Source organism: Pantoea sp. E956-1 (assembly GCF_982223955.1).
In genome coordinates, this window is the sequence record NZ_CEUYZP010000001.1 from 19,183 (window position 1) to 38,705 (window position 19,523).

The following is a 19,523-nucleotide window of genomic DNA, read 5'->3' on the forward strand; positions in this document are numbered from 1 at the left end:
CGACGATAATCCGTTCAGCCAGACATTATGGAACTACGATAACGCCGGCCGGCTGTTGTCTCAGGACGGTGCGCAGCCGGGTAATGAACAGTGGCGCTGGGATGGCGCAGGCAACCCGCTGGATCGCCATAGTGCCGCTCATGTCATGCATAACCGCGTCACTGAACTGAACGGTATCCGCTGGCAGTACGATATTCATGGCCGTACCACTGAGAAAGATGACGGTCACACCCGCTGGCGTTATCGCTATGATGGGGAGCATCGCCTGACGGATGTGATCAGCGAGCCACGGGACCGTAATAAGCCGCGCACTAAGGTGAGTTTCCGCTACGATCCGCTTGGGCGCCGCATCAGTAAAACCAGCCAGCAGCTGTTACAGGGCAGGCCGTCCGGGAACGCCGTCACGACACGCTTTGTGTGGGAAGGCTACCGCCTGCTGCAGGAAATCCACGACGGCACTCCGCTGACCTACGTCTACAGCGACAGCCAGAGCTATGAACCGCTGGCCCGTATTGATGGGGTTGAAAGCCCGGAGATTTACTGGTTCCATAATGCGGCCAACGGGATGCCGGAGCTGCTGACTGACGGTGAAGGGCAAAAAGCCTGGGAAGGTATCAACAGCCCGTGGGGCAAGCTGCTGCGTGAGTCCAGCCAGGGTGTTCCTGTGGTGGAGCAGAACCTGCGTATGCAGGTCCAGTACCTTGACCGGAACAAATTTGCTTAAGCAAATTTGAACATCGCTTCAGCGATGGCCCCAGGGGGTTGAGGCACCGCAGGGGCCGAATCAACCGGACTGCACTACAATCTGTTTCGTTATTATGACCCGGACAGCGGACGGTTTACCCAGCAGGACCCGATAGGGCTGGCGGGCGGGATCAACCTCTACCAGTATGCCCCGAACGCGCTGGGTTGGGTGGACCCGTGGGGGGTTGAGTAGGTGTTCTCTTGGAAAAGAGACTGGCAGGTACTCCGCAGTAAAACCCGGACCTTTGGATAAAGAGTTGGCTGAAACATTTTCTGGTGGTAGATATAGAGAAGTGATCCTTTCTAAGGATACAAGTTTTTGTCGGGCGGGAGTGTCAACAAATCCATTTGGACGCTTCTTCAGTTTGGATAAACCACAAAGTATTATCCAGACGTGAACTGATAAAGCAGTCTTACCAAAATGGCCTAATGGTTCTGCTTCAGTACTTGATAGTGTATATGAAATAAAAATACCAGCGGGTACTAAAGTTTATGTAGGCGAGGTGGGTTATCAGAATGGATTTTATCTCGGTAGAACAGAGCAAATAGTGCTATTAGAACCATGGAAAGTGGGAGCAGTGATAGGAAAATGGCCGCTGCTATGATCAATGAAGTTAAAAGAGTATTAAAACAAGTAATAAATTTACTATTAGACAATGGTGAATTGCCTTGGGCTAGATACTTTGATAAGTGCCTAAGGCAATTAGATGATGATTATCATGAAGGTATTTACAATATAAGGACGGCCTATGGTGGCATGGGATCATTTAATGACTTAGTTTTGCACAGTAACGGACATCCTTTAATAAAAGAAAATCAACGGTTAGAACAGTTGCGAAAAGAACTTTATAAAGTAACAAGTTAGTTATCTATACATTCCCGGAAGAAATCACCATTACTACTAACCGCCTCTGAACTGGAATAACTTTAGCGAGGCCTCAACAAGTCGGCGGAACAAACTGCTGCGTGAGTCCAGCCAGTGTGTTCCTGTGGTGGAGCAGAACCTGCGTATGCAGGGCCAGTACCTGGACCGGGACAAATTTGCATAAGCAAATTTGAACATCGCTTCAGCGATGGCCCCAGGGGGTGAGGCACCGCAGGGGCCGAATCAACCGGACTGCACTACAATCTGTTTCGTTATTTATGATCCGGACAGCGGACGGTTTACCCAGCAGGACCCGATAGGGTTGGCGGGCGGGATTAACCTTTACCAGTATGCCCCGAACGCGCTGGGTTGGGTGGATCCGTGGGGGTTGAGTTGTAAAAAGACAAACACATGGAATGAGTTTCAGCGGCATCATCGTGGCAATTTCAAAAAAACAACTGATGCTTCAGAGGCTTATCATACCCTGATAAAAGAACAGTCGCCTTGGCCATTGAATGAACCTCCAGCTAAAGCAGACATTTTACCAGGTACTAAACTGAATATGGCAGTGGCTCCTGGCCAGCCTGTTACGCGCCCGGGCGGTTTTGCTACTTTTGATGAGATTCCAAATAAAGCTTTCGTAAGAAATGAACTTGGAGTCAAAAATGAATGGAAACCTAATATTGATAGGGTTGTTACTTATGAAGTGATAAAACCTTTACCGGTGAGCTTTGGAGACGTAGGCCCTCAAATTGATAAAGGGGCTGGTGCTTACCTTAAAGGTGGTAAGTCGCAGGTGGAAATGTTAGTGCCCGCCAATGAAAGAATGGACTATTTGAGAGTAGTAGATGAAAAGCCCATCGGTGATTGAATCAAGGAGTTAAAATGAGCAACATTAATAATTTAAATGTCATAGCTGATGAGTCTCTTGTTACGTGGAAATTTAAAGGAAAAATGTTCTCTTTGCCAGTATCTGACATTGATCAGGTGATGATTGATGAAAGTCGCGAGTTAATATTTGTTCTTGACCAAAAAGAAGAGTTGCCTCATAGGTTATCTATAATTAGCGGGTGTGGGGAGGTTGTATCAACTTTTTCACCTCCTAATGGTGGGCAGTTCTATTACATGACCATTGATGCAAAAAAAGAAGTCTTAGTTGTCTGTGTTTTTACTGAGAAAATTGACGGGTGGAGTGACTGGCATTTTTCGTTCAATCAGAATGATAATCTGCTTTTGCGCGTTTCACCTGCATACTGATGCCTGGGTGGCGTCAGAGTAATTTATGGGTGAGGGAGCTTAGCCTCCTAACCGTGGTTTTGTAAAATTAGCAAAAGATACCCTTCAACCTGGCAGCTTAGTTGATCGGTATGGCGGTTGGATTGATGAAAAAGGATTCCATGATGGTGGTAGCTTTATTTCTCCTGTAGGATCTTCATTTGAGAGTAGGGCTTTACAATCAAGAACGATGAATAAACCCTATTCTATATATGAGGTAATGAAACCATTACCGGTTGATACTGGGCCAGCTATTCCTTGGTTTGGACAGCCGGGTTATGGAACTCAACATGAAACATTTTTTAGCATTGATAAATTGGTCGAAAATGGCTTTTTGAGGAAGATATGAAAATAGTTAATTATCAAAAAAAAAGTATATTAATTCACGATGGGTTAGAAGATGAATTTTTAAAGAATGAAGCTAAAATCTCTTGCCCATGCTGTGATGGTATGGTTTATTTCGGGTTATATAATTCAATAGATTTTAATGGGTATGACGAAAAGAAAAGAAAAATTTTGGCCTGCAGTATTAAAGGGCTGAGATCAAGAGGCGATGGTGTAAATGATTTTACATTTAATAATAGTCCATTGAGAGTTTCAGAAAATAAATGTTCAAATGGAATGCATGAGGTTTTAGTTATCTTCACCTATAAGGAAATACAGCCTGCCCGGTATCAATCTTATCTTGTAGGTGTATTTGATGATGAGAATCTTACTTGATTTTTTATAATATTTTATCTTGAATTGTGAGTTGTGATTTATAAGTGATAGGATCTCGCTTGTAGAATAAAAAGTTCTTATTGATAAATCAGGTGTGCGATAACAAAGAAGTTGGCCATTAAACTGAGTGATACTCGCTGGAAAGAGGTAGGTTGCGGCCAGAAAATATCTTGATTTTCAACGCGTGGATTTCTGGGAAAGGGGGATTTTTACTGTTTTCGATTTGAAAGCGAAAGTGAAATTATCATAGCGATAAAAAAGCTGTCGATATTGGCACCTTGTTTTCATATTTTCACGGATGGGCACCCTCACAGGAAAGAAAAGAGTAAGATCGATATGCCTTATAAGAAAATTGCCTGGTGTGGACCAGGAAATTACGTGATAATAGAGGGGTGGAAATAATTCCTACATAATGATTTTAAATACTCATTGCCATATTTAAGTAGTGATTTTTTAAAGTTGTCTTTTTCTGATGAAATATAGTCCTGCTATTGCGTGTCTTTAGTGAAGGGTTGAATAGCATGAATTTTATTCTTCTTATTTAATCAAAAAATGGTAAGCTTCTTCGTGTATCGCCTATTTGATGATATATAATCGTGATGAGGTAATTATGGAGTCTACATTTCTAATTTAATACCTAGACAACTCTCTTTTATCATTGAGCCTATGAGGAGATAAAATGAACCTGCCAGGAATGAATCCCGAGAATAACTTACCGGGTTATGACATCGCCAGGATGACCGGTTATGGGGCTCCTGATTTTGATTTCAAAGCGCTGGGTGCAGCAATGGATTGTACTCGGGAGTTTTATCAGGCTGGCATCATCTATGCAGATGGCGCACAGCGTTATCTTGTTCGGCCTGGTCAGCGTCATCCTAATGGTCAAAGTGGTATCGTTACACATCTGATTGTGACCAAAACGCCTAAGCAAGCCACAGCGTCTAATACGGGCAAGTCACTTAGTGAAGCAGTAAGCGTAACCTCAATGGGAACGGAGATTGCCTCGACCGTGCTTTCCTGTGGTGCAATGATTATCACAGCTGGCGTAGCGGTTATCGGCGCTTCAGCAACGCCTATAACCGCTGGCAGTAGCGGCGTGCTTGTTGCTATTGGTTATGCTGGCGCTGCCGCAACAGGCGTGCAATGTGTCAATGGTATTTACCGGGTTTATGATCTCGTCGAAAACGGTGGTGAAAACGTAGCGTGGCTGGACTCTCAGGATTGGTACGTTGCCACTTCAACGTCCCTTGACCTTATTTCACTAGCCAGTGTGGGCGGTGCGTTAAAAGAAGCCCTGGCAACATGGCGAGCGATGAAATCAGTCTCTTCTTTAAAAGCAACGGAGTGGCTCCGGAACTATCCAAGGCAGGACCGGGCTCGCCTTACTGAATTAATCATTAAGGCACAAAACCCTGGTATAAGTAATAAAGAGCTTAAAGCCGCCATCCGTGCAGGACTTTATCCAAAGCGTTTCCCTGTAGAGTCGGTGCAAAAAGAACTTGTTAAGCAACTCGCGCAGGTTGTTACGAGCGCAGCTGCTGTGGCAGGCAGTGCTGTCAGTGGTATCATTGCTGCTCCAGGTAATGTGCCGCGCTCCGGGCATTATATTGTGGGAACAATTCAATCACTGGCGGTATTTTAATGCAATTTCTATCATGGCTTGTCGGGCCAAATATCACTGAACTACTGCAACATGGTCGCGAAATAGATCAGGTAATCGCACGGCAGGATAATTCGATACTTGCCCGTTCCACTACAGAGCTTGAACGTTATTTTAAACAGCCTTCTGAGGCGCTTCCCCGGCAAAACGGCTTCCCGGTTGCGATAGTGCTGATGCTGTTGCTGATTGCATTTGCATTTAATTTGCTGACGTTTCTGCACGCTCTACCTCCGCTCAGTCCACAGATACATGCGTTGAGTTTTTTTGTTCCCTCAATCGTTGTTATTGGCGCGATACTCACGGCCAGTTACCTGCTTGCGCGAGGCCATACAGCCGGTGTGGCGGGGCTGGCTTACGTCTATGCGATGTTGCTTATATCGACTGTTTTACTATTGAGCTACAGCGTAGTTATGGGTAGCCACTCGGGCCTGTGGCTGATTCTGGCACTCGCGGCTTTGGTGGGTGCTCGCTGGATACTTAACGGGCAGGCTTTCATCCTGTTTGCCATTTACTGCCGGACACAACGCCTCGCCAGCGTCGCCCGGCAGCGTCGCATGAAATAACCCATACTGATCTGTAGTGCTGTCCTGGTGAGTACTGATTACGAGGAACAGCCTGGAAGAGACAGGTTTGTTTGGCGCGGCTCCCATTCGTATAACATCCTGAACCATGGAGAGCGTGCCGATATCCGTTTAACCAGACATTATGTAATGACTATAACGCCAGTCGGTTATTGTCTCAGGAAGGTGCACAAGCTGATAATGAACAGTGATGCTGGGATGGCACAGGCAACCCGCCGGGTGCCAGGCTTTGCATAAGTAAAACCAGCCAGCAGCTGGTAAAGTAAAACCGTCTGGCAAAGCTGTGATGACGCGCTTTGCATGGTAAGACTACCGCCTGCTCCACTAAATTCACAAAGAGAACCCGCTAATCTATGTCTGCAGCGACAGTCAGAATGATGAACTGAGGTCGCATATCGAGGGTGTGGAAAACCTAATGATACGCTTCATAATGCACCTGAGGGATGACGCTGCGACTAGTTAAGAATGGCTCAGATGATACAATGTCCTGGCTTGGGAAACAGGCGTGATAAAGTAACAATTAACGGAGGCTCAGTTTCGCTATGCTCAGCAAATTATTTTTTTTCCGATCATGCTCTGTAGTCTTTTACAGAGGTGAGTTTTATGAATGAGCTTTTGGAATTACGAATTAATAATGCTCCTGTTAAAGTAGCTGATGCTATGACTAGGCACGAACGCTTCGAAGATGCCCCTCTTTCTGTTCTATTCTTAATTAACATTAAAAAAAGAACTGTAAGAGATGAACAGAATTAAGAATTCAAAAGTTTTCAAACCCGACTATCCTCGTTTTATTTTAGATTGGCCAAGCGAAGATTTGTTTATTGATGGATTGGTCAATATCGCCTATCTATACAATAGAAAATAAGAGTGTGATCAGCTTTGCTTAAACTGTATTCAATAATTCTCGCTAATGCCTTCTGTGTATCTGGCCACATAGGGTGTTGAAAAAGCCCATGTAATTAAATTTGCTTGTTAAGGTGATACCGTAAGTGCTCAATCATGGACAGCTGTCGTTTCACAGGAATCTGAGAACACTTGGATCGGGAAACAGGGCGATGAGCTATTTGTCATCTGCTGTTGAGTCTGAAGCGGATAGGCTTAAGCTAAGAGCATTTAGAGGGTAGGGTAAATCAGGACTCATACAAAGTTGAAAACACACTAATCGTTCTTTAAAACGAGTTACGACTTAACGATATGCCATCATAAGGAGTTAAGGTATTCTACAGGGTAAATTACCTTTAAACGCGTAAAGCTGCTACACAAAGCGAATGTTTGACTTTCACTGAATGCTTATGTCACGGGGAATCTGTCGTGCCGAATGTAGTACTCTTCGCAGGTTAATCCTGTTAAGTGTCGCCAAGGCGAAATGTGAGCCTTATGTAAAGCTTTGAGCTAAACATAAGCTAGCTTAAGTCGTAAAGTCGGCTGTATGACCTCGGGTTAAATCCTGGCATGAATCCGGACCTCTTGCTATCAGAATGGAGTATTGAAGACTCCATGGGGTACAGTAGCAAATTACAAATGGACTGGATAAAGCGTGTTGCTTTCATTCTATGATCCCTCAGGCGTTAACAAACTTATTCGGAAGCGTGACTCACAAATGATAGATTTAAATTTCGATTTAAAAACCGGTAAGTTAATTTTTGATGATCTCACACTGGAAAATGTCACCGAAGAGTATTTTTTTAAGAGCCCATTATACCAGGTATTAAGTGAGCGTAACGCTGTAAAATCCCTCATGCCACATAATTATCATATTGATTCAGTATTTTTTTTGGGTAAAGAATTTGAGGTTTCCATCAGACCAATAAGTGTTGCATCTCCTTTCTTTGTGGTGTGCCTCGTTGACAAACATAGTGACTATTACAAATCATTGACTGACTGGTATGCGCGAACCAACATAGAAATGCTAAATGAATCGATCAAAGATCTAGCCGAGTGGTTCAAAGAAAAGCTAAATCTGGATGAACCCGAAATCAGTGAGGTTGAAATGATTCGTTGGGGCTTTGATTGGGGCCGTTTGTCGGTTTCCTATGAAACATACTCGTTCTTTCATGGGGCTTATATTGTCTGGGATTTTGGTAGGTAATCTACCGGGGATATTCACTCGTTATGTTTAACAACAATGGTTAAGGTAAAGATTTAGAGTGATGTCAGTTGCATAATTTTTGTAAGCCGGGTCTCTGCAGTTTTTTTAAAACTATTTATCCGAATATGATGTACATGAGGTGTTGGAATGAATTACCTGCTGGTGACTATTTTAGAACCAAAAAGAGTTGTGGTTGAGTTGAAAGGAATGAAGGACAAAGAGACTAAGTTAACTGACCTTGGGTTTTCAAAAAAAATGGAATGCATACTGCCTGTTTGAAAGCGAAAAAGAACAGTTGCATCTGATAAAGAATTTGATCGAAATGGATGCCTTGTTCTCTTATGGTCAGGGATGGGCACCGTCTCAGGTAATGAGTTATTTAAAGGAGCAAGGAAAAATGACGTTTCCCTACAAAGAAATTTTGTGGCGTTCTCCGGATAATTTTGAAATCATTGAATACAAATAAAAGCGGCGAAAATTTAGTAAAGATTATTGAGCGCGTTCAGAGTTCCATCTTTATCATAACAAGAGGCGAGAATTGGCATTTTTCTGGTAAGTTAAAGTAAAAACAATATCGTAAGATAAGCCGGAAGGACTCAGTAATACTGTCAATATATGAGTAATTCATACAGTTCGTGTATCCAGCCTGTTAGTTTTTAAATCATTGTCTTTAGTTTCAGAAGTAAAATGAAATCACGATGAATCCTAAAAGAAATCACTGATTATAGCTTTCATGCGGACAGACTAAAACTCTACACGGTAACATTAAAAGTGATAAATAAAATAAAAGTAACGGCGAAGATAAATAAAGCAATAGAGGAGATTGATCATGCGATTTTATCTAATGATAAAGCTATATTAAGTGTGACTTCTGAAGAGCAATTAAAAGCATTTAAATTAACATTTAATAACGTTTTGGAAATAATAAACTCTGATCGGTTGCCATCTAAAAGTGAAAGATCTATGGGTATCGCCAGAATTATTATTGACCAATGGCCTTATAATATTCAATTGGGGATTTCCATTATTGATGCAGAAAATGCATTTAAAGAATTATAGTTGAACAGAGATTACATGAGATTTTAAGGCTTTTTAGTAGGTAGTAAAACATATTCAGAATGATAAATAATAATGAATATATTTAAATTAAAATGACACTTCGCTCAGGACTGAACAAGGCTTCATCCTTGATCATGTGTACAGAATTCATTCTCAGTGATGTACATGGCGCGATTTAATGAAAAGAATTGAAGTCATCGATATATTTGCTGATGTATTGCTCGCAATGAAGCGTGAGATTTCCGAGCATAGAAAAAATAAACTCGATGTTATATTAAAAAAATACTAATTGACAATGAAAAAGCTCGAAACTGATGACCTTCATCATAATGACGTACATGGTTCAGTCAAAGCGTGTTTAGAAATTTATAACGACTATGATAACACTCTCCTTTTTAAAATGTCAGATTCGGAGATCGCAATATTTGAATACCTCAAAAAAGATAGTGTAACACGATAAAGGATGGTGCTAAGGCAATGAGGAAATCCAGATGAACAGTGTGAATAATTTGATTAAGTCGCTTAATAATTTAATTTCTGAGTTAAACGATAATGGTAAAAGAGAAGCAGCACTGTTCTTTTCAGTTCGTTACGATGAGTTACTTAAATTACGGGAAAAGGTTCTCCCTGAAACGATTAAAACACTGTCAACATGCATGTCTATCTCGCAATACGCTAACTTTACTGAAAAAGAAGAGAGGCTTTTAGTGGATGTAGTAAATGAAGCAATTCTGAGCTTTTCTCCCGATGGTAAATGCACAACTCTTGATGATGTCAGAAAACAGTATCCGGGTGTTAAGTTGAGTGACTATCCTCGCGGCCAATCTGAAAATGAAGTAACCAGCTATACATCTGCTCCAGAGGTGGATGGTCAGGTAATCACGTTTTCTTTTACTGTCAAAAATCCGGATTGTTTGAGTAAAGTGATCATCACTGCTAAAGAGTGAATCAGGTGACGTTGAACACATTCCGATTATGTAGGATAGTAACGGTAGAACCATGCCGCTTAGCACCATACGTTCCAGGAGCTTACAGCCTCAAACGGCTACACCGGGTAATGGCTCCGTCTCTACCAGAACGAAACCTCAAAGGCAGCCCGGTCTTTTTCTAAAGCCTGAGCTTAGTGCGGCAATGCGCAATCCTTTAAACTGAAATATTTTAAGAGAATGGTATGAGCGAGACTCTATTTAGTGACTATGGTATTGATATCGTTGTAAGAGATGGAACTTTTTATATCCGATATGATGATGGCGGTTTAGTCGGTAAAGAGATTGAGTCTGAAATAAGCAGGGACGAAGCGCTCAAAGCTCAACGCAGCCCGGGTGATGCTAATGAAGTCATTTTATTAACTCAGGTCAGAGGTGGAATTAATATTGCTAAATTTTAGGCAGTTTATCCGGGCCTGATTGTGTGAGTTTTGCCTGTCTAAACGCACCCTTAAATTTCTATTCCCTATTGAATCAGAAAAGGTTTTGCCAGAATCCTTTCCTGTACTTCTGCTCTTAATTGTAGGTCATGAACTCTTTCAGACATTCATAGCTTAAGACGTTCCACACCAACACCTTATCAGCGAGGGGAGACTGTCTGATCCTGCTGCAACTGAAGCTGCTTCTTTTAAAACGGAGAGTGATTTTATGATGGATCTCAGAGCTGGCGAAGACGAAATTTTTCATTATGCACAACGTTACGCCCATTTAATTCCACCCGTTTCGCGTCAGTTGATGAACAGGATGTCTTACAACCCTGTACCGATGCCAGAAACGGCAGAAGACAAACAAAAGCCCAAATGGATGTACTCACAGCCTCAAAAGATCACTGATATGCAGGCCCTGGACAAAGCGCAGGGTGCTCTCATGGGACTGGCGGCAGGAGACGCGATTGGTACAACACTGGCGTTTGTTCCGCGCGATAAGGCCTATGTAGACGATATGGTTGGCATGGGACCTTTCAACCTGAAACCCGGGGAATGGACTGATGACACCTCAATGGCACTTTGTCTGGCTGAAACTTACATTGAGAGCCATAAGTGTGACACGATGCTGTTCCGTCAAAAGCTACTCAGCTGGTACAGAAACGGGACGAATAGCTCAAACGGTGTCTGCTTCGACATAGGTAACACAACCCGCGTTGCGCTTGAGCAATTTGAACGACAGGGACCCACCTGGATGGGGAATAGTTCACCTGATACCGCAGGGAATGCCGCTCTGGTCCGACTGGCACCCACCGCTATTTTCAGGAGGAAATCATTTGTTGACGCCTTGCGTGACGCAAAACAACAGAGTAACGCAACGCATCGCGCGGCTGAGTCTGTCAGCTGTTGCCGTTTCTTGATCTTAATATTTCATTACCTTTTAAATGGTTACAGTATAAGTGAAAGCCTGGCGCCGCATCTCATGGGATCATCATTACGTGTTCTTCTGATTAACGCCGGTGAATATAAAGAAAAATACCGACATCAAATACGATCTTCTGCCTATGTCATCGACACCCTGGAAGCAGCATTATGGGCCGTCTGGCATACAGATAATTTCAAAGATGCTGTTTTGCTGGCGGCGAATCTGGGTAATGATGCAGATAGCATAGCGGCTGCCGCTGGTCAGCTTGCGGGTGCGTTATATGGTCTGTCAGGCATTCCTGAGGGATGGGTTGAGAAAATAGCGCATAAAGAGATGATTCTTTCATTGGCGAAACAGCTTTTTGAAATGGCACCCGACGAAAAAGATTGAAGTCATCGCGCAACACAACACGGTCGCCTGGGATGTGTCAGGTGAGTTCTGCCTTGCACAACGGCCTGACGTAATTGGCCATAGAGGATATTCAGCACATTAAGAGTTGATCACCCTCTGCCTGTCACACGACAGTTCCTGCAGAGCAGGTTAACTCTTTCAAATGAAGTGCCTTCAGAATGCTCCCCAGTTCATATTTCTGGCCGGTGTGCTGACAAGTGGAGTCGTGACATACCCGGGAGATGTAGCAATGTGGGTGATTTAAGGTATCTGCTATCTGCGATGCCAGCATCAAGAGATGTTTGGACTCAGTGTTTGAGTGAGATTTTCCTGTCTGATAGCCTCGAAATCGGTGTTTCTTATGATGAATTACTAAGTTTATTATTATCTAAATATCGAAGCAGAAAGCGGTCAACTGAGATTGATATCAGCGATCCCTGGGCCTGGATGCACTGATTAAACGTTTAGCAGCCCTTAAAGATAATACTAAAATCATTGTCTTTCCGTTAAAAAAAAGTGTGATGTCTGGCCATTGCTTTGTAATAGATGATAAAATTATTGGTTGCGCTTTCATTAAACGTGGCCGTGCTTGTTCCCAGGAAGTACTTTGGATAGAAGGGAAAAAGTTGTGTTGACAGGCGCTAAGGGAAAACCTCTGACAATCAAGGTTCTTTCTATGGGACCGCGGAAATTTTCATCTCACAATGAAAATGTTTGTGGCGTGAAAATGTAAATAACCTTTCCAGAGAGGCTAATGCAGGGTATGGGCGATGGAGTTGTCATTCACGTGAGGAAAGGAGACTATGCGATTCTCGAAACAAAAGAGGGTTATATAATCAGTGTTTTGTTTCCTAATGCCTACAGAAACTCTCACTTTGATGTGAGCAGGTATTTTAAACTGGATATATCAGGACTGATACAGTCAGGTGATTTTGAAGCACTTGATGAATTGTCTCAGGATATAAGAAGGGATTATGCCTCATTTCAACGATATGAAACTGAAAAGGTCAACGTTACAGGACGACGACTGATGAGTAAGTTGAAATTGGCCATGAAACCCTGGGATTTCACATTATATCGGTGTGGGAATGATACGCATGTACTCAAGGTTATTTTCAGTGAGGGAAATTACAAAGTCGACGTTGAAAGATTTTTCATTGTGACTGACTATCTACTGAACGCAGAAGATCTGTTTAGCACGTGCGAAAAAGTATCTGCAAATATCAGGTTGTCTTGCGAAGATTTTGCTAAGAGTGAAATAAGTAAGCGTGATTTTGATTTGCTTTAAAATGTGATTTTCAGGGCGGAAACCGGTTTTAATGCCACTGTTTTGTTACAGCCAGGCCAGTAACGCCTGCGGACTCACGCTTGAAGGAGTCAAAATAAGAGCAGCGTCTCAGAGTCAGTTCAGATGCGATGAAACTGATTTTCATTTAATTCCTTTAACAGGAATTGATGTACAGACAACGCTGACTATTAAATTTATTCAGGCAGGTAATGATGAGATTATTTAGAAGAATGATTTTTTTGATTGTTGTCTCTGGTGCCATAATAGGTGCCGCTATGGCTTCTGAAAATACACAACCGTTATCTCAGTATGATAGCTTAGCCAAAATTTCAACTATCTTTAATAACCAGGCAGTTGTTTCCAGTTTAAAATCTGTGCTGGGCAAAGACTACAACGAATTTAGTCAGAACTTTGATGTGTTTGGTGAACCTCATAAAACTAAAGAGGGAGGATTATTTGCTGAGGGTTGGCTAAAAGATCTTTATCTTGAGCAGGCTTCAGCGTTCGTCATACAGCCTGATGGTAAAATTTATGCTGCGTGGTTCTCTACGGAAGGCAATGAAGTGCATTATGTCTCTAACGCACCGGGAAGGAACACAATACAGGAAGACATTGCTGGATGGACGCAGCGTTTTGACAAGGTGCCGTCATCTGGTGTGAATGCTGAACAAAAAGAGAACAGGAAAAAGGAACGCTTTTATGAGACAAGCCATTTCAGGATTAAAATAACCTCGCTTTGTGCGACTTATTCAGACTGCAATGATGTCAGCTACGAAGGGGTTCGAAAGTCAGATGGCGCGGTTGCCAGGCTTAAAGGTAAAGCTATGGAAAGCGACTGCGGTAAAACCTTTTGTCCGATCCTCACTTATACATTTCGAAATCATGATGCATGTTATATTATCAATAACGTGATCAATAATCTTTCCGTTATTGTTAATGGTAAGGTTGTGCTTTCCGAAACAGGGAAGTGGATTGACGTTTCCGGATAAATAAACAGACTCGCGTTTTAATGACGCACTACGGTGATAATGATCATGATGCAACCATGTGCTGTGCATGATAAATTTAATGTCCTGTCGTTGAAGAGATAAGTGCAGAGTTATAATTGTATCTCAATCTGTAATAACAAAGACGAGTTTTTAAATATGAGCTTAAAATACGCAATGGGAGAGCTGGTTTTTAATGATTCGTTGATTTTAAACCCAAAAACAACTAAACATGAGTTAATATCAATTCCTGGGGTTGTCTGGGAGTCATGGCCAGAGAATGTTGAGGACACAGTTTCATACAGATGTGTTTTTCCGCTTAAAAACAATAATAGTGGTGATATTTATTTGGTTGTCAGTTTTTTTGAGTCCGGGAATTCAGGTGCTATAATATCGCGCTGGAGTTTTGCACCAGAAAAATTTTTGATGGGTGAGCAGAAAAGCCTTACAGGAGGCATAACTAAAATATTAAAACGTTGGTTTAAGGAACAAACGAGAACTTCATTACCTTTAAACGGGGTTTGGGGCAGCATTGATGTAGCTTATGACGTTTATAACAGAGTGGCGACAATAAATTGTCACTATCGTTCAGGTTCCGGAAAGTAAATTTAATAAAAATGGTTTTTATCAATAGCGATGCAGGATATAAGATGCGATTGTGAACACTGTTAAGCTCAGGGTGAAGTTAATATGAAGGCTGATGTATTTTTTAAAGCCAGAAGTTTATTCTGCCTGATCATTCAGGATGTAAACCTATCTTCTGGGTTAGCTAACAATATCTCATATGCTCTTGACTATAGTATAAGCTCAGGTGAGATTCTCATCAGGCTGAATTTTTATCTTGATCAAATGTTGAGTGAGCCAGATATATATAGAATTGAGGTTATTAAATTAGCCTCTGGCTTACAATTCGATATTAAAAAGATTCTTAGCTGATCATCATTGTAAAGAATTCAGCTACTTAACATGATTATTTTGCTCATTTGTTGTTGGGCTAGTTGTCCCTGATATTTAACGCTCAAAGCTTTTAAGCTGGATAAAGAGGGACTTGCTATGACTGAAAATAGTCCAGGCGAAATGCTTTTGGATGCTCTGGCGCCAGATTTGTTACGTCAGTATATAGATTTTAAAAATATAAATGGTTTGTTTTCAAGGGGAAATGCGACGGGCAGAGCAGAGGAGGAAATTGATATTCATCTCAGTTGCGTCAAAAATATGGGTGACGAGGTTATAGGGAGCGTCTCGCTAAAAGAACACCTTAGTCTCTATCAGGGAGACTATGTGTATATTTTAGCTGGTTATGACAGGAACTATGGTTTTGAACTCTATCTAAATGATAAGCAGACTGAGGTTCTGGGCGTTATGATCGTCAGGCTGAGAAATAAAAGTGTAAACTAAATTCAATGGGAAAAGGAGAGGTTAGGCATTAAGTATCCCTGAGTTTTATTAAATAATCAGGTTGTTGGCACACCAATCAGGACTCTGAGTGGATCATAAACCCACCAGGGCTGAAGCAAAGTCTGGACGCCTTACAGGATGCGGCTGATATAGACGTAGTGAGGGGGCCCTGGAATAAAAGCAAACAATCTCCTGCTTTAACAGGTTAAGAAAACTGAGATTTACACGTACATCAGCATGGAAAGGTTTAACCGTTACATAATGATAATCTGTTGGAGGAATTAAAAATGTGTGTTCCAGAGAGAAAAGAAGCTGAAATGATGTTGCTGAATCTTTTAAACAGAACCTTAAAAAATCAGTCTGATATAGACCTGTTAATGGATTTAGCAACAAAAAATGAGTACGCAATTCCAATGAAAGCCATCAGGCACAAATTTAGCAGCATGGAGAAACAGCCACTTACACAAGATGACTGGAATGATATGGATACGCTAATGCACTATTTTGGTCCTTAGCGTTTGCTAAGCAAGAGAGAGAAAAGACTAAGAAATGTTGTAGCGCTTTGCCTCCCACGTAATTGAAAAGGAATTTGTATGATAGATCTAAGATTGTCAGAATCTGAACTTAAAACATATGCAAGGAAGTATGCACATTTGTTGCCTGAGCTATCGCCTCAACTCATCAACCGGATGGCTTACGAACATCGGCCAATGCCTGATGAAAAGCCAAAGAAACCGGAGTGGATGAATACGCTGAAACAACGTATTTCTGACATTGAGGCCTTAGATAAAGCCAAAGGTTTACTCATGGGACTTGCCGTTGGTGATGCAGTGGGGACCACTCTGGAATTCCAGATTCGCGACAGTTCTAACATTTACGATATGGTTGGCGGAGGCCCATTTAATCTTAAGCCCGGTGAATGGACTGATGACACGTCAATGGCTTTGTGTCTGGCAGAAACCTACATTGAAAATAATTTTTGTGATACGAAATTATTCAGGAGGAAATTAATAAGTTGGTATAAATCGGGTCATAATAGTTCTAATGGAGTTTGTTTTGATATAGGCAATGCTACTCGCTATGCTCTTGAGCAAGTAATCAAAAATGGTCCTGATTGGATAGGTAACACCTCCCCAGATACCGCAGGGAATGCCGCTTTGATTCGTCATGCCCCTGTGGCAATTTTTAGACGAAAATCATTTATTGATGGCTGGCGTGATGCCAAAAGCCAAAGTACAGCAACACATCGTGCGCCAGAATCCATAAACAGCTGCCAGTATTTGAATTTAATTTTACATTACCTTTTAAATGGTTATGGTAAGGATGAGGCTCTCTCGCCTCATAAAATGTCTTTAATGGTAAGGATTCTCATCATTAATGCCGGCGAATATAAAGAAAAGCATCGTGACCAAATTCGCTCTTCTGGTTATGTCATCGACACCCTTGAGGCAGCATTATGGGCCGTCTGGCATACAGACAATTTTAAAGATGCTGTTTTGCTGGCGGCAAATCTTGCTGATGATGCTGACAGCGTGGCAGCAACCGCAGGCCAGTTAGCGGGTGCATTGTATGGTTTATCAGGCATCCCTAAGGAATGGGTTGATAAAACAGTACAAAAAGACAGAATTCTTTCAATGGCAGAAGAACTTTTTTACCTCGCACCTGAAGAAACAGATTAATTTCGACATCCCATATTTTAAATATGGGATTTTTTTACTAAATGCATTTGCGATGTACAATAATTAAGCTTTTTAATTTTACAAGGCGTTTAGGTTGAATTGATTATTTTGTTGTAATGGTTATTCTAAATTTCGGTCTATAAGTACGCTGATTTAACCTGACATTGCCGATAGCATTTGCCACGAATTTAATTACCAACCGCCCTACAGTTAAGTGCTGCGTAAGCCATTTTACCTTCTCCTGCTCCGGTCCATAGCCCATCCTTTATGCCTGCATAAACATCTCCTTTTCCTATGGTTCGCCCCATATTTTAATCTGACCTCTCTCCAATCCCCCTGAAAAACCCATCCATTATCACTATTCCCTCTGGCTATAACCTGCCGTTATACCCTCCTGCTAAACAAGCATTCGTCACCTTTCAGAACGCATGAAATAGTGGTTTCAGAACCTGATCTTTTGGCTGAAACGAGAGACAACATGCTAATCCCACAACCCTATTTACTCTTTCTTGGCGATGTTACCGATCCCCTTGCGGCAAAAACGGCGCGCGGTATTCATATCTGGCGGCCGGAGCAGTGCGTTGGCGAAATTAAACTGCCGGGCTGCACGGTCAGTCTGGGTCTGGATGAACTGGATATTCCCGGCGCCAAAGCGCGCGGAGCGAAAACGCTGGTGCTTGGCACTGCCAATGCCGGGGGCTATCTGCCAGCGCACTGGCTGGAAACGATCAAAAGTGCGATCAAAGCAGGCTTGAATGTGGCCAGTGGTCTGCATCACCGACTGGTGGATGAACCGGAACTGGTGACGCTTGCGCAGGCTTCGGGTGTTGAGCTTTTTGACCTGCGTCATATGCGTCCAGCGCTCAGTGTAGGCAGCGGTAAGAAGCGTTCAGGTAAGCGGATACTGACCGTCGGTACGGACTGCTCAGTGGGCAAGATGTACACCTCACTGGCGCTGGAAGCGGCGATGCGCGCGCGCGGCCTGAAAGCCGATTTTCGTGCCACGGGACAGACTGGGATTCTGGTCGCAGGGGAGGGCATTGCTGTGGATGCGGTCATCGCTGATTTTATTGCCGGTGCAGCAGAAGCACTGTCACCGGCGAATGACGAGGACCACTGGGATATCGTTGAAGGTCAGGGCTCACTGTTCCACCCCTCTTATGCGGGCGTCAGTATGGGGCTGATGCACGGTGCGCAACCACACTGGCTGGTCATGTGTCATGAAATGGGACGACCTCACATGCGTCATTTGCCACACCAGCCCATGGTCAGCCTGCAGGCGTGCGTTGAAGCCAATCTGCGTGCCGCGCAGGTGACCAGTGAGTCCGTTCAGCTGGCTGGCTTTGCTATCAACACCTCCAATTACAGTGAAGAAGAGGCGCTCGCTTATTGCGCCGAAATCAGCGCTGAGTTTGGCTTACCGGCCACAGATCCGGTGCGTTTTGGTATTGATGAGATCGCCGCACTGCTTCAGGAGCGTGGCTGAAATGAGAAAGTTGCAGATTGAGGTGGTGGAGTTGCCGCTGGCGCGACCCTTTGCTATCGCACGCGGTACCCGTACCGCCGTGACGGTCATCCGTGTCACGCTGGAACAGGAGGGATTCATCGGGCAGGGCGAATGTACACCAACGGCGCGTTACGATGAGACACCGGATAGCGTTAAGGCCATGCTCGAAGCGGTACGCACTGACGTGGAGTCGGGCCTCAGCCGTCATGATCTGCAACACCGCTTACCCGCCGGTTCAGCGCGCAACGTGCTGGACTGTGCGCTATGGCGACTTGATGCCGCACGGGCTAATCAGACGCTGTGGCAAAAGAGCACCTGCTCTCAGCCAGAGTTGGTCGTTACGGCAGAAACCCTTAGCCTCGATACGCAGGAATGTATGGCTCTCGCGGCGGCGGATGCTGTGTCACGTGGCGCCCTCCTGCTCAAAATTAAGCTCGATCGTAATGCGATTCTGGAAAAAGTGGCGGCGATTCGCGCGGCGGCACCGCATGCCACGCTCATTATCGATGCCAATGAAGCCTGGTCGGGTCTGGAACTGGAAAGCCTGCTGGTGGCGCTTAAGGCCTTCAACATCGCGATGGTGGAGCAACCCCTTCCCGCCGGACAGGACCATGACCTGTTACGTTTCAAACATCCCATACCGGTCTGTGCCGATGAGAGCTGCCATACGCGGGCGGATATTGCCGGACTACGCGATCGTTACGAGATGATCAACATCAAGCTGGATAAGTGCGGTGGCCTGACTGAAGCGCTGGCGATGGTGGATGAAGCCCGGACGCTCAATATGCGCATTATGGTCGGTTGCATGCTGGGCTCGTCACTGGCCATGGAGGCCGCATTGCCCGTCGCGGTTAACGCTGAGTTCGTCGATCTGGATGGCCCCATCTGGCTAGCCGCCGACAGTTCTCCTTTCCTGAGCTACTCCCAGGGCCGTATCTGGCTATAA

General features: G+C 43.6%; 22 protein-coding genes and 2 pseudogenes. All 24 read left to right on the forward strand.

From position 1 onward, the window contains the following. Positions 1 to 538: 538 nt before the first annotated feature. Positions 539 to 931 (forward strand): annotated as a pseudogene (locus AC0T7J_RS00105) (RHS repeat-associated core domain-containing protein); the annotation flags it as partial. 402 nt (positions 932 to 1,333) lie between these two features. Further along, positions 1,334 to 1,609: a DUF6966 domain-containing protein gene (locus AC0T7J_RS00110; RefSeq protein ID WP_424993919.1), complete on the forward strand. Its 276-nt coding sequence runs from the start codon at positions 1,334 to 1,336 to the stop codon at positions 1,607 to 1,609. Between the two features lie 85 nt (positions 1,610 to 1,694). Continuing rightward, a pseudogene (locus AC0T7J_RS00115) lies at positions 1,695 to 2,480 on the forward strand (RHS repeat-associated core domain-containing protein); the annotation flags it as partial. Between the two features lie 14 nt (positions 2,481 to 2,494). Next, on the forward strand, positions 2,495 to 2,866 hold the full coding sequence (locus AC0T7J_RS00120) for a hypothetical protein (protein ID WP_473791294.1): 372 nt from the start codon (positions 2,495 to 2,497) through the stop codon (positions 2,864 to 2,866). Positions 2,867 to 2,987: 121 nt separating this feature from the next. Then, positions 2,988 to 3,233 carry a TNT domain-containing protein gene (locus AC0T7J_RS00125; protein ID WP_473793140.1) on the forward strand — a complete coding sequence of 82 codons (246 nt, stop codon included), beginning with the start codon at positions 2,988 to 2,990 and terminating at the stop codon, positions 3,231 to 3,233. Next, positions 3,230 to 3,604, forward strand: a complete 375-nt coding sequence (locus AC0T7J_RS00130; protein ID WP_473791296.1) for a hypothetical protein — start codon at positions 3,230 to 3,232, stop codon at positions 3,602 to 3,604. The genes AC0T7J_RS00125 and AC0T7J_RS00130 overlap by 4 nt, the downstream gene beginning before the upstream one ends. Positions 3,605 to 4,283: 679 nt before the next feature. Further along, entirely contained in the window at positions 4,284 to 5,246 is a 963-nt protein-coding gene (locus AC0T7J_RS00135; RefSeq protein WP_473791298.1) for a hypothetical protein, read from the forward strand. After that, the gene (locus AC0T7J_RS00140) at positions 5,246 to 5,827 is read left to right on the forward strand and encodes a hypothetical protein (protein WP_473791300.1); all 582 of its coding nucleotides are present in this window, start codon (positions 5,246 to 5,248) and stop codon (positions 5,825 to 5,827) included. Before AC0T7J_RS00135 ends, AC0T7J_RS00140 begins: the two co-directional genes overlap by 1 nt. Positions 5,828 to 6,448: 621 nt before the next feature. Continuing rightward, positions 6,449 to 6,598, forward strand: coding sequence for a hypothetical protein (locus tag AC0T7J_RS00145; RefSeq protein ID WP_473791302.1), 150 nt, complete (start codon positions 6,449 to 6,451; stop codon positions 6,596 to 6,598). A 784-nt stretch (positions 6,599 to 7,382) separates the two neighbouring features. After that, positions 7,383 to 7,934 carry a hypothetical protein gene (locus AC0T7J_RS00150; protein WP_425017846.1) on the forward strand — a complete coding sequence of 184 codons (552 nt, stop codon included), beginning with the start codon at positions 7,383 to 7,385 and terminating at the stop codon, positions 7,932 to 7,934. 147 nt (positions 7,935 to 8,081) lie between these two features. Beyond that, positions 8,082 to 8,213: a hypothetical protein gene (locus AC0T7J_RS00155; RefSeq protein WP_473791304.1), complete on the forward strand. Its 132-nt coding sequence runs from the start codon at positions 8,082 to 8,084 to the stop codon at positions 8,211 to 8,213. A gap of 492 nt (positions 8,214 to 8,705) precedes the next feature. Further along, positions 8,706 to 8,993 carry a hypothetical protein gene (locus tag AC0T7J_RS00160; RefSeq protein ID WP_473791306.1) on the forward strand — a complete coding sequence of 96 codons (288 nt, stop codon included), beginning with the start codon at positions 8,706 to 8,708 and terminating at the stop codon, positions 8,991 to 8,993. A 491-nt stretch (positions 8,994 to 9,484) separates the two neighbouring features. Next, the gene (locus tag AC0T7J_RS00165; RefSeq protein ID WP_425017843.1) at positions 9,485 to 9,940 is read left to right on the forward strand and encodes a hypothetical protein; all 456 of its coding nucleotides are present in this window, start codon (positions 9,485 to 9,487) and stop codon (positions 9,938 to 9,940) included. A gap of 224 nt (positions 9,941 to 10,164) precedes the next feature. After that, positions 10,165 to 10,380 (forward strand): hypothetical protein, encoded by a 216-nt coding sequence (locus AC0T7J_RS00170; RefSeq protein ID WP_473791308.1) that lies wholly within the window; start codon positions 10,165 to 10,167, stop codon positions 10,378 to 10,380. 247 nt (positions 10,381 to 10,627) lie between these two features. After that, positions 10,628 to 11,719 carry an ADP-ribosylarginine hydrolase Tri1 gene (tri1, locus tag AC0T7J_RS00175; RefSeq protein ID WP_473791310.1) on the forward strand — a complete coding sequence of 364 codons (1,092 nt, stop codon included), beginning with the start codon at positions 10,628 to 10,630 and terminating at the stop codon, positions 11,717 to 11,719. 754 nt (positions 11,720 to 12,473) lie between these two features. Beyond that, entirely contained in the window at positions 12,474 to 13,007 is a 534-nt protein-coding gene (locus AC0T7J_RS00180) for a hypothetical protein (protein WP_425017841.1), read from the forward strand. Between the two features lie 209 nt (positions 13,008 to 13,216). Next, entirely contained in the window at positions 13,217 to 13,996 is a 780-nt protein-coding gene (locus AC0T7J_RS00185; protein ID WP_473791312.1) for a hypothetical protein, read from the forward strand. A 156-nt stretch (positions 13,997 to 14,152) separates the two neighbouring features. Continuing rightward, positions 14,153 to 14,599, forward strand: coding sequence for a hypothetical protein (locus tag AC0T7J_RS00190; RefSeq protein WP_473791314.1), 447 nt, complete (start codon positions 14,153 to 14,155; stop codon positions 14,597 to 14,599). A gap of 84 nt (positions 14,600 to 14,683) precedes the next feature. Next, a complete protein-coding gene (locus AC0T7J_RS00195) occupies positions 14,684 to 14,929 on the forward strand; it encodes a hypothetical protein (protein WP_473791316.1) in 246 nt (81 codons plus the stop codon). Between the two features lie 117 nt (positions 14,930 to 15,046). Then, positions 15,047 to 15,391, forward strand: a complete 345-nt coding sequence (locus AC0T7J_RS00200) for a hypothetical protein (protein WP_473791318.1) — start codon at positions 15,047 to 15,049, stop codon at positions 15,389 to 15,391. Between the two features lie 272 nt (positions 15,392 to 15,663). Beyond that, positions 15,664 to 15,906 carry a hypothetical protein gene (locus tag AC0T7J_RS00205; protein ID WP_473791320.1) on the forward strand — a complete coding sequence of 81 codons (243 nt, stop codon included), beginning with the start codon at positions 15,664 to 15,666 and terminating at the stop codon, positions 15,904 to 15,906. 78 nt (positions 15,907 to 15,984) lie between these two features. Continuing rightward, on the forward strand, positions 15,985 to 17,070 hold the full coding sequence (tri1, locus tag AC0T7J_RS00210; protein ID WP_473791322.1) for an ADP-ribosylarginine hydrolase Tri1: 1,086 nt from the start codon (positions 15,985 to 15,987) through the stop codon (positions 17,068 to 17,070). A 478-nt stretch (positions 17,071 to 17,548) separates the two neighbouring features. Beyond that, positions 17,549 to 18,556 carry an N-acetyltransferase DgcN gene (dgcN, locus tag AC0T7J_RS00215; RefSeq protein ID WP_473791324.1) on the forward strand — a complete coding sequence of 336 codons (1,008 nt, stop codon included), beginning with the start codon at positions 17,549 to 17,551 and terminating at the stop codon, positions 18,554 to 18,556. 1 nt (position 18,557) lies between these two features. Continuing rightward, a complete protein-coding gene (dgcA, locus tag AC0T7J_RS00220; RefSeq protein WP_473791325.1) occupies positions 18,558 to 19,523 on the forward strand; it encodes an N-acetyl-D-Glu racemase DgcA in 966 nt (321 codons plus the stop codon).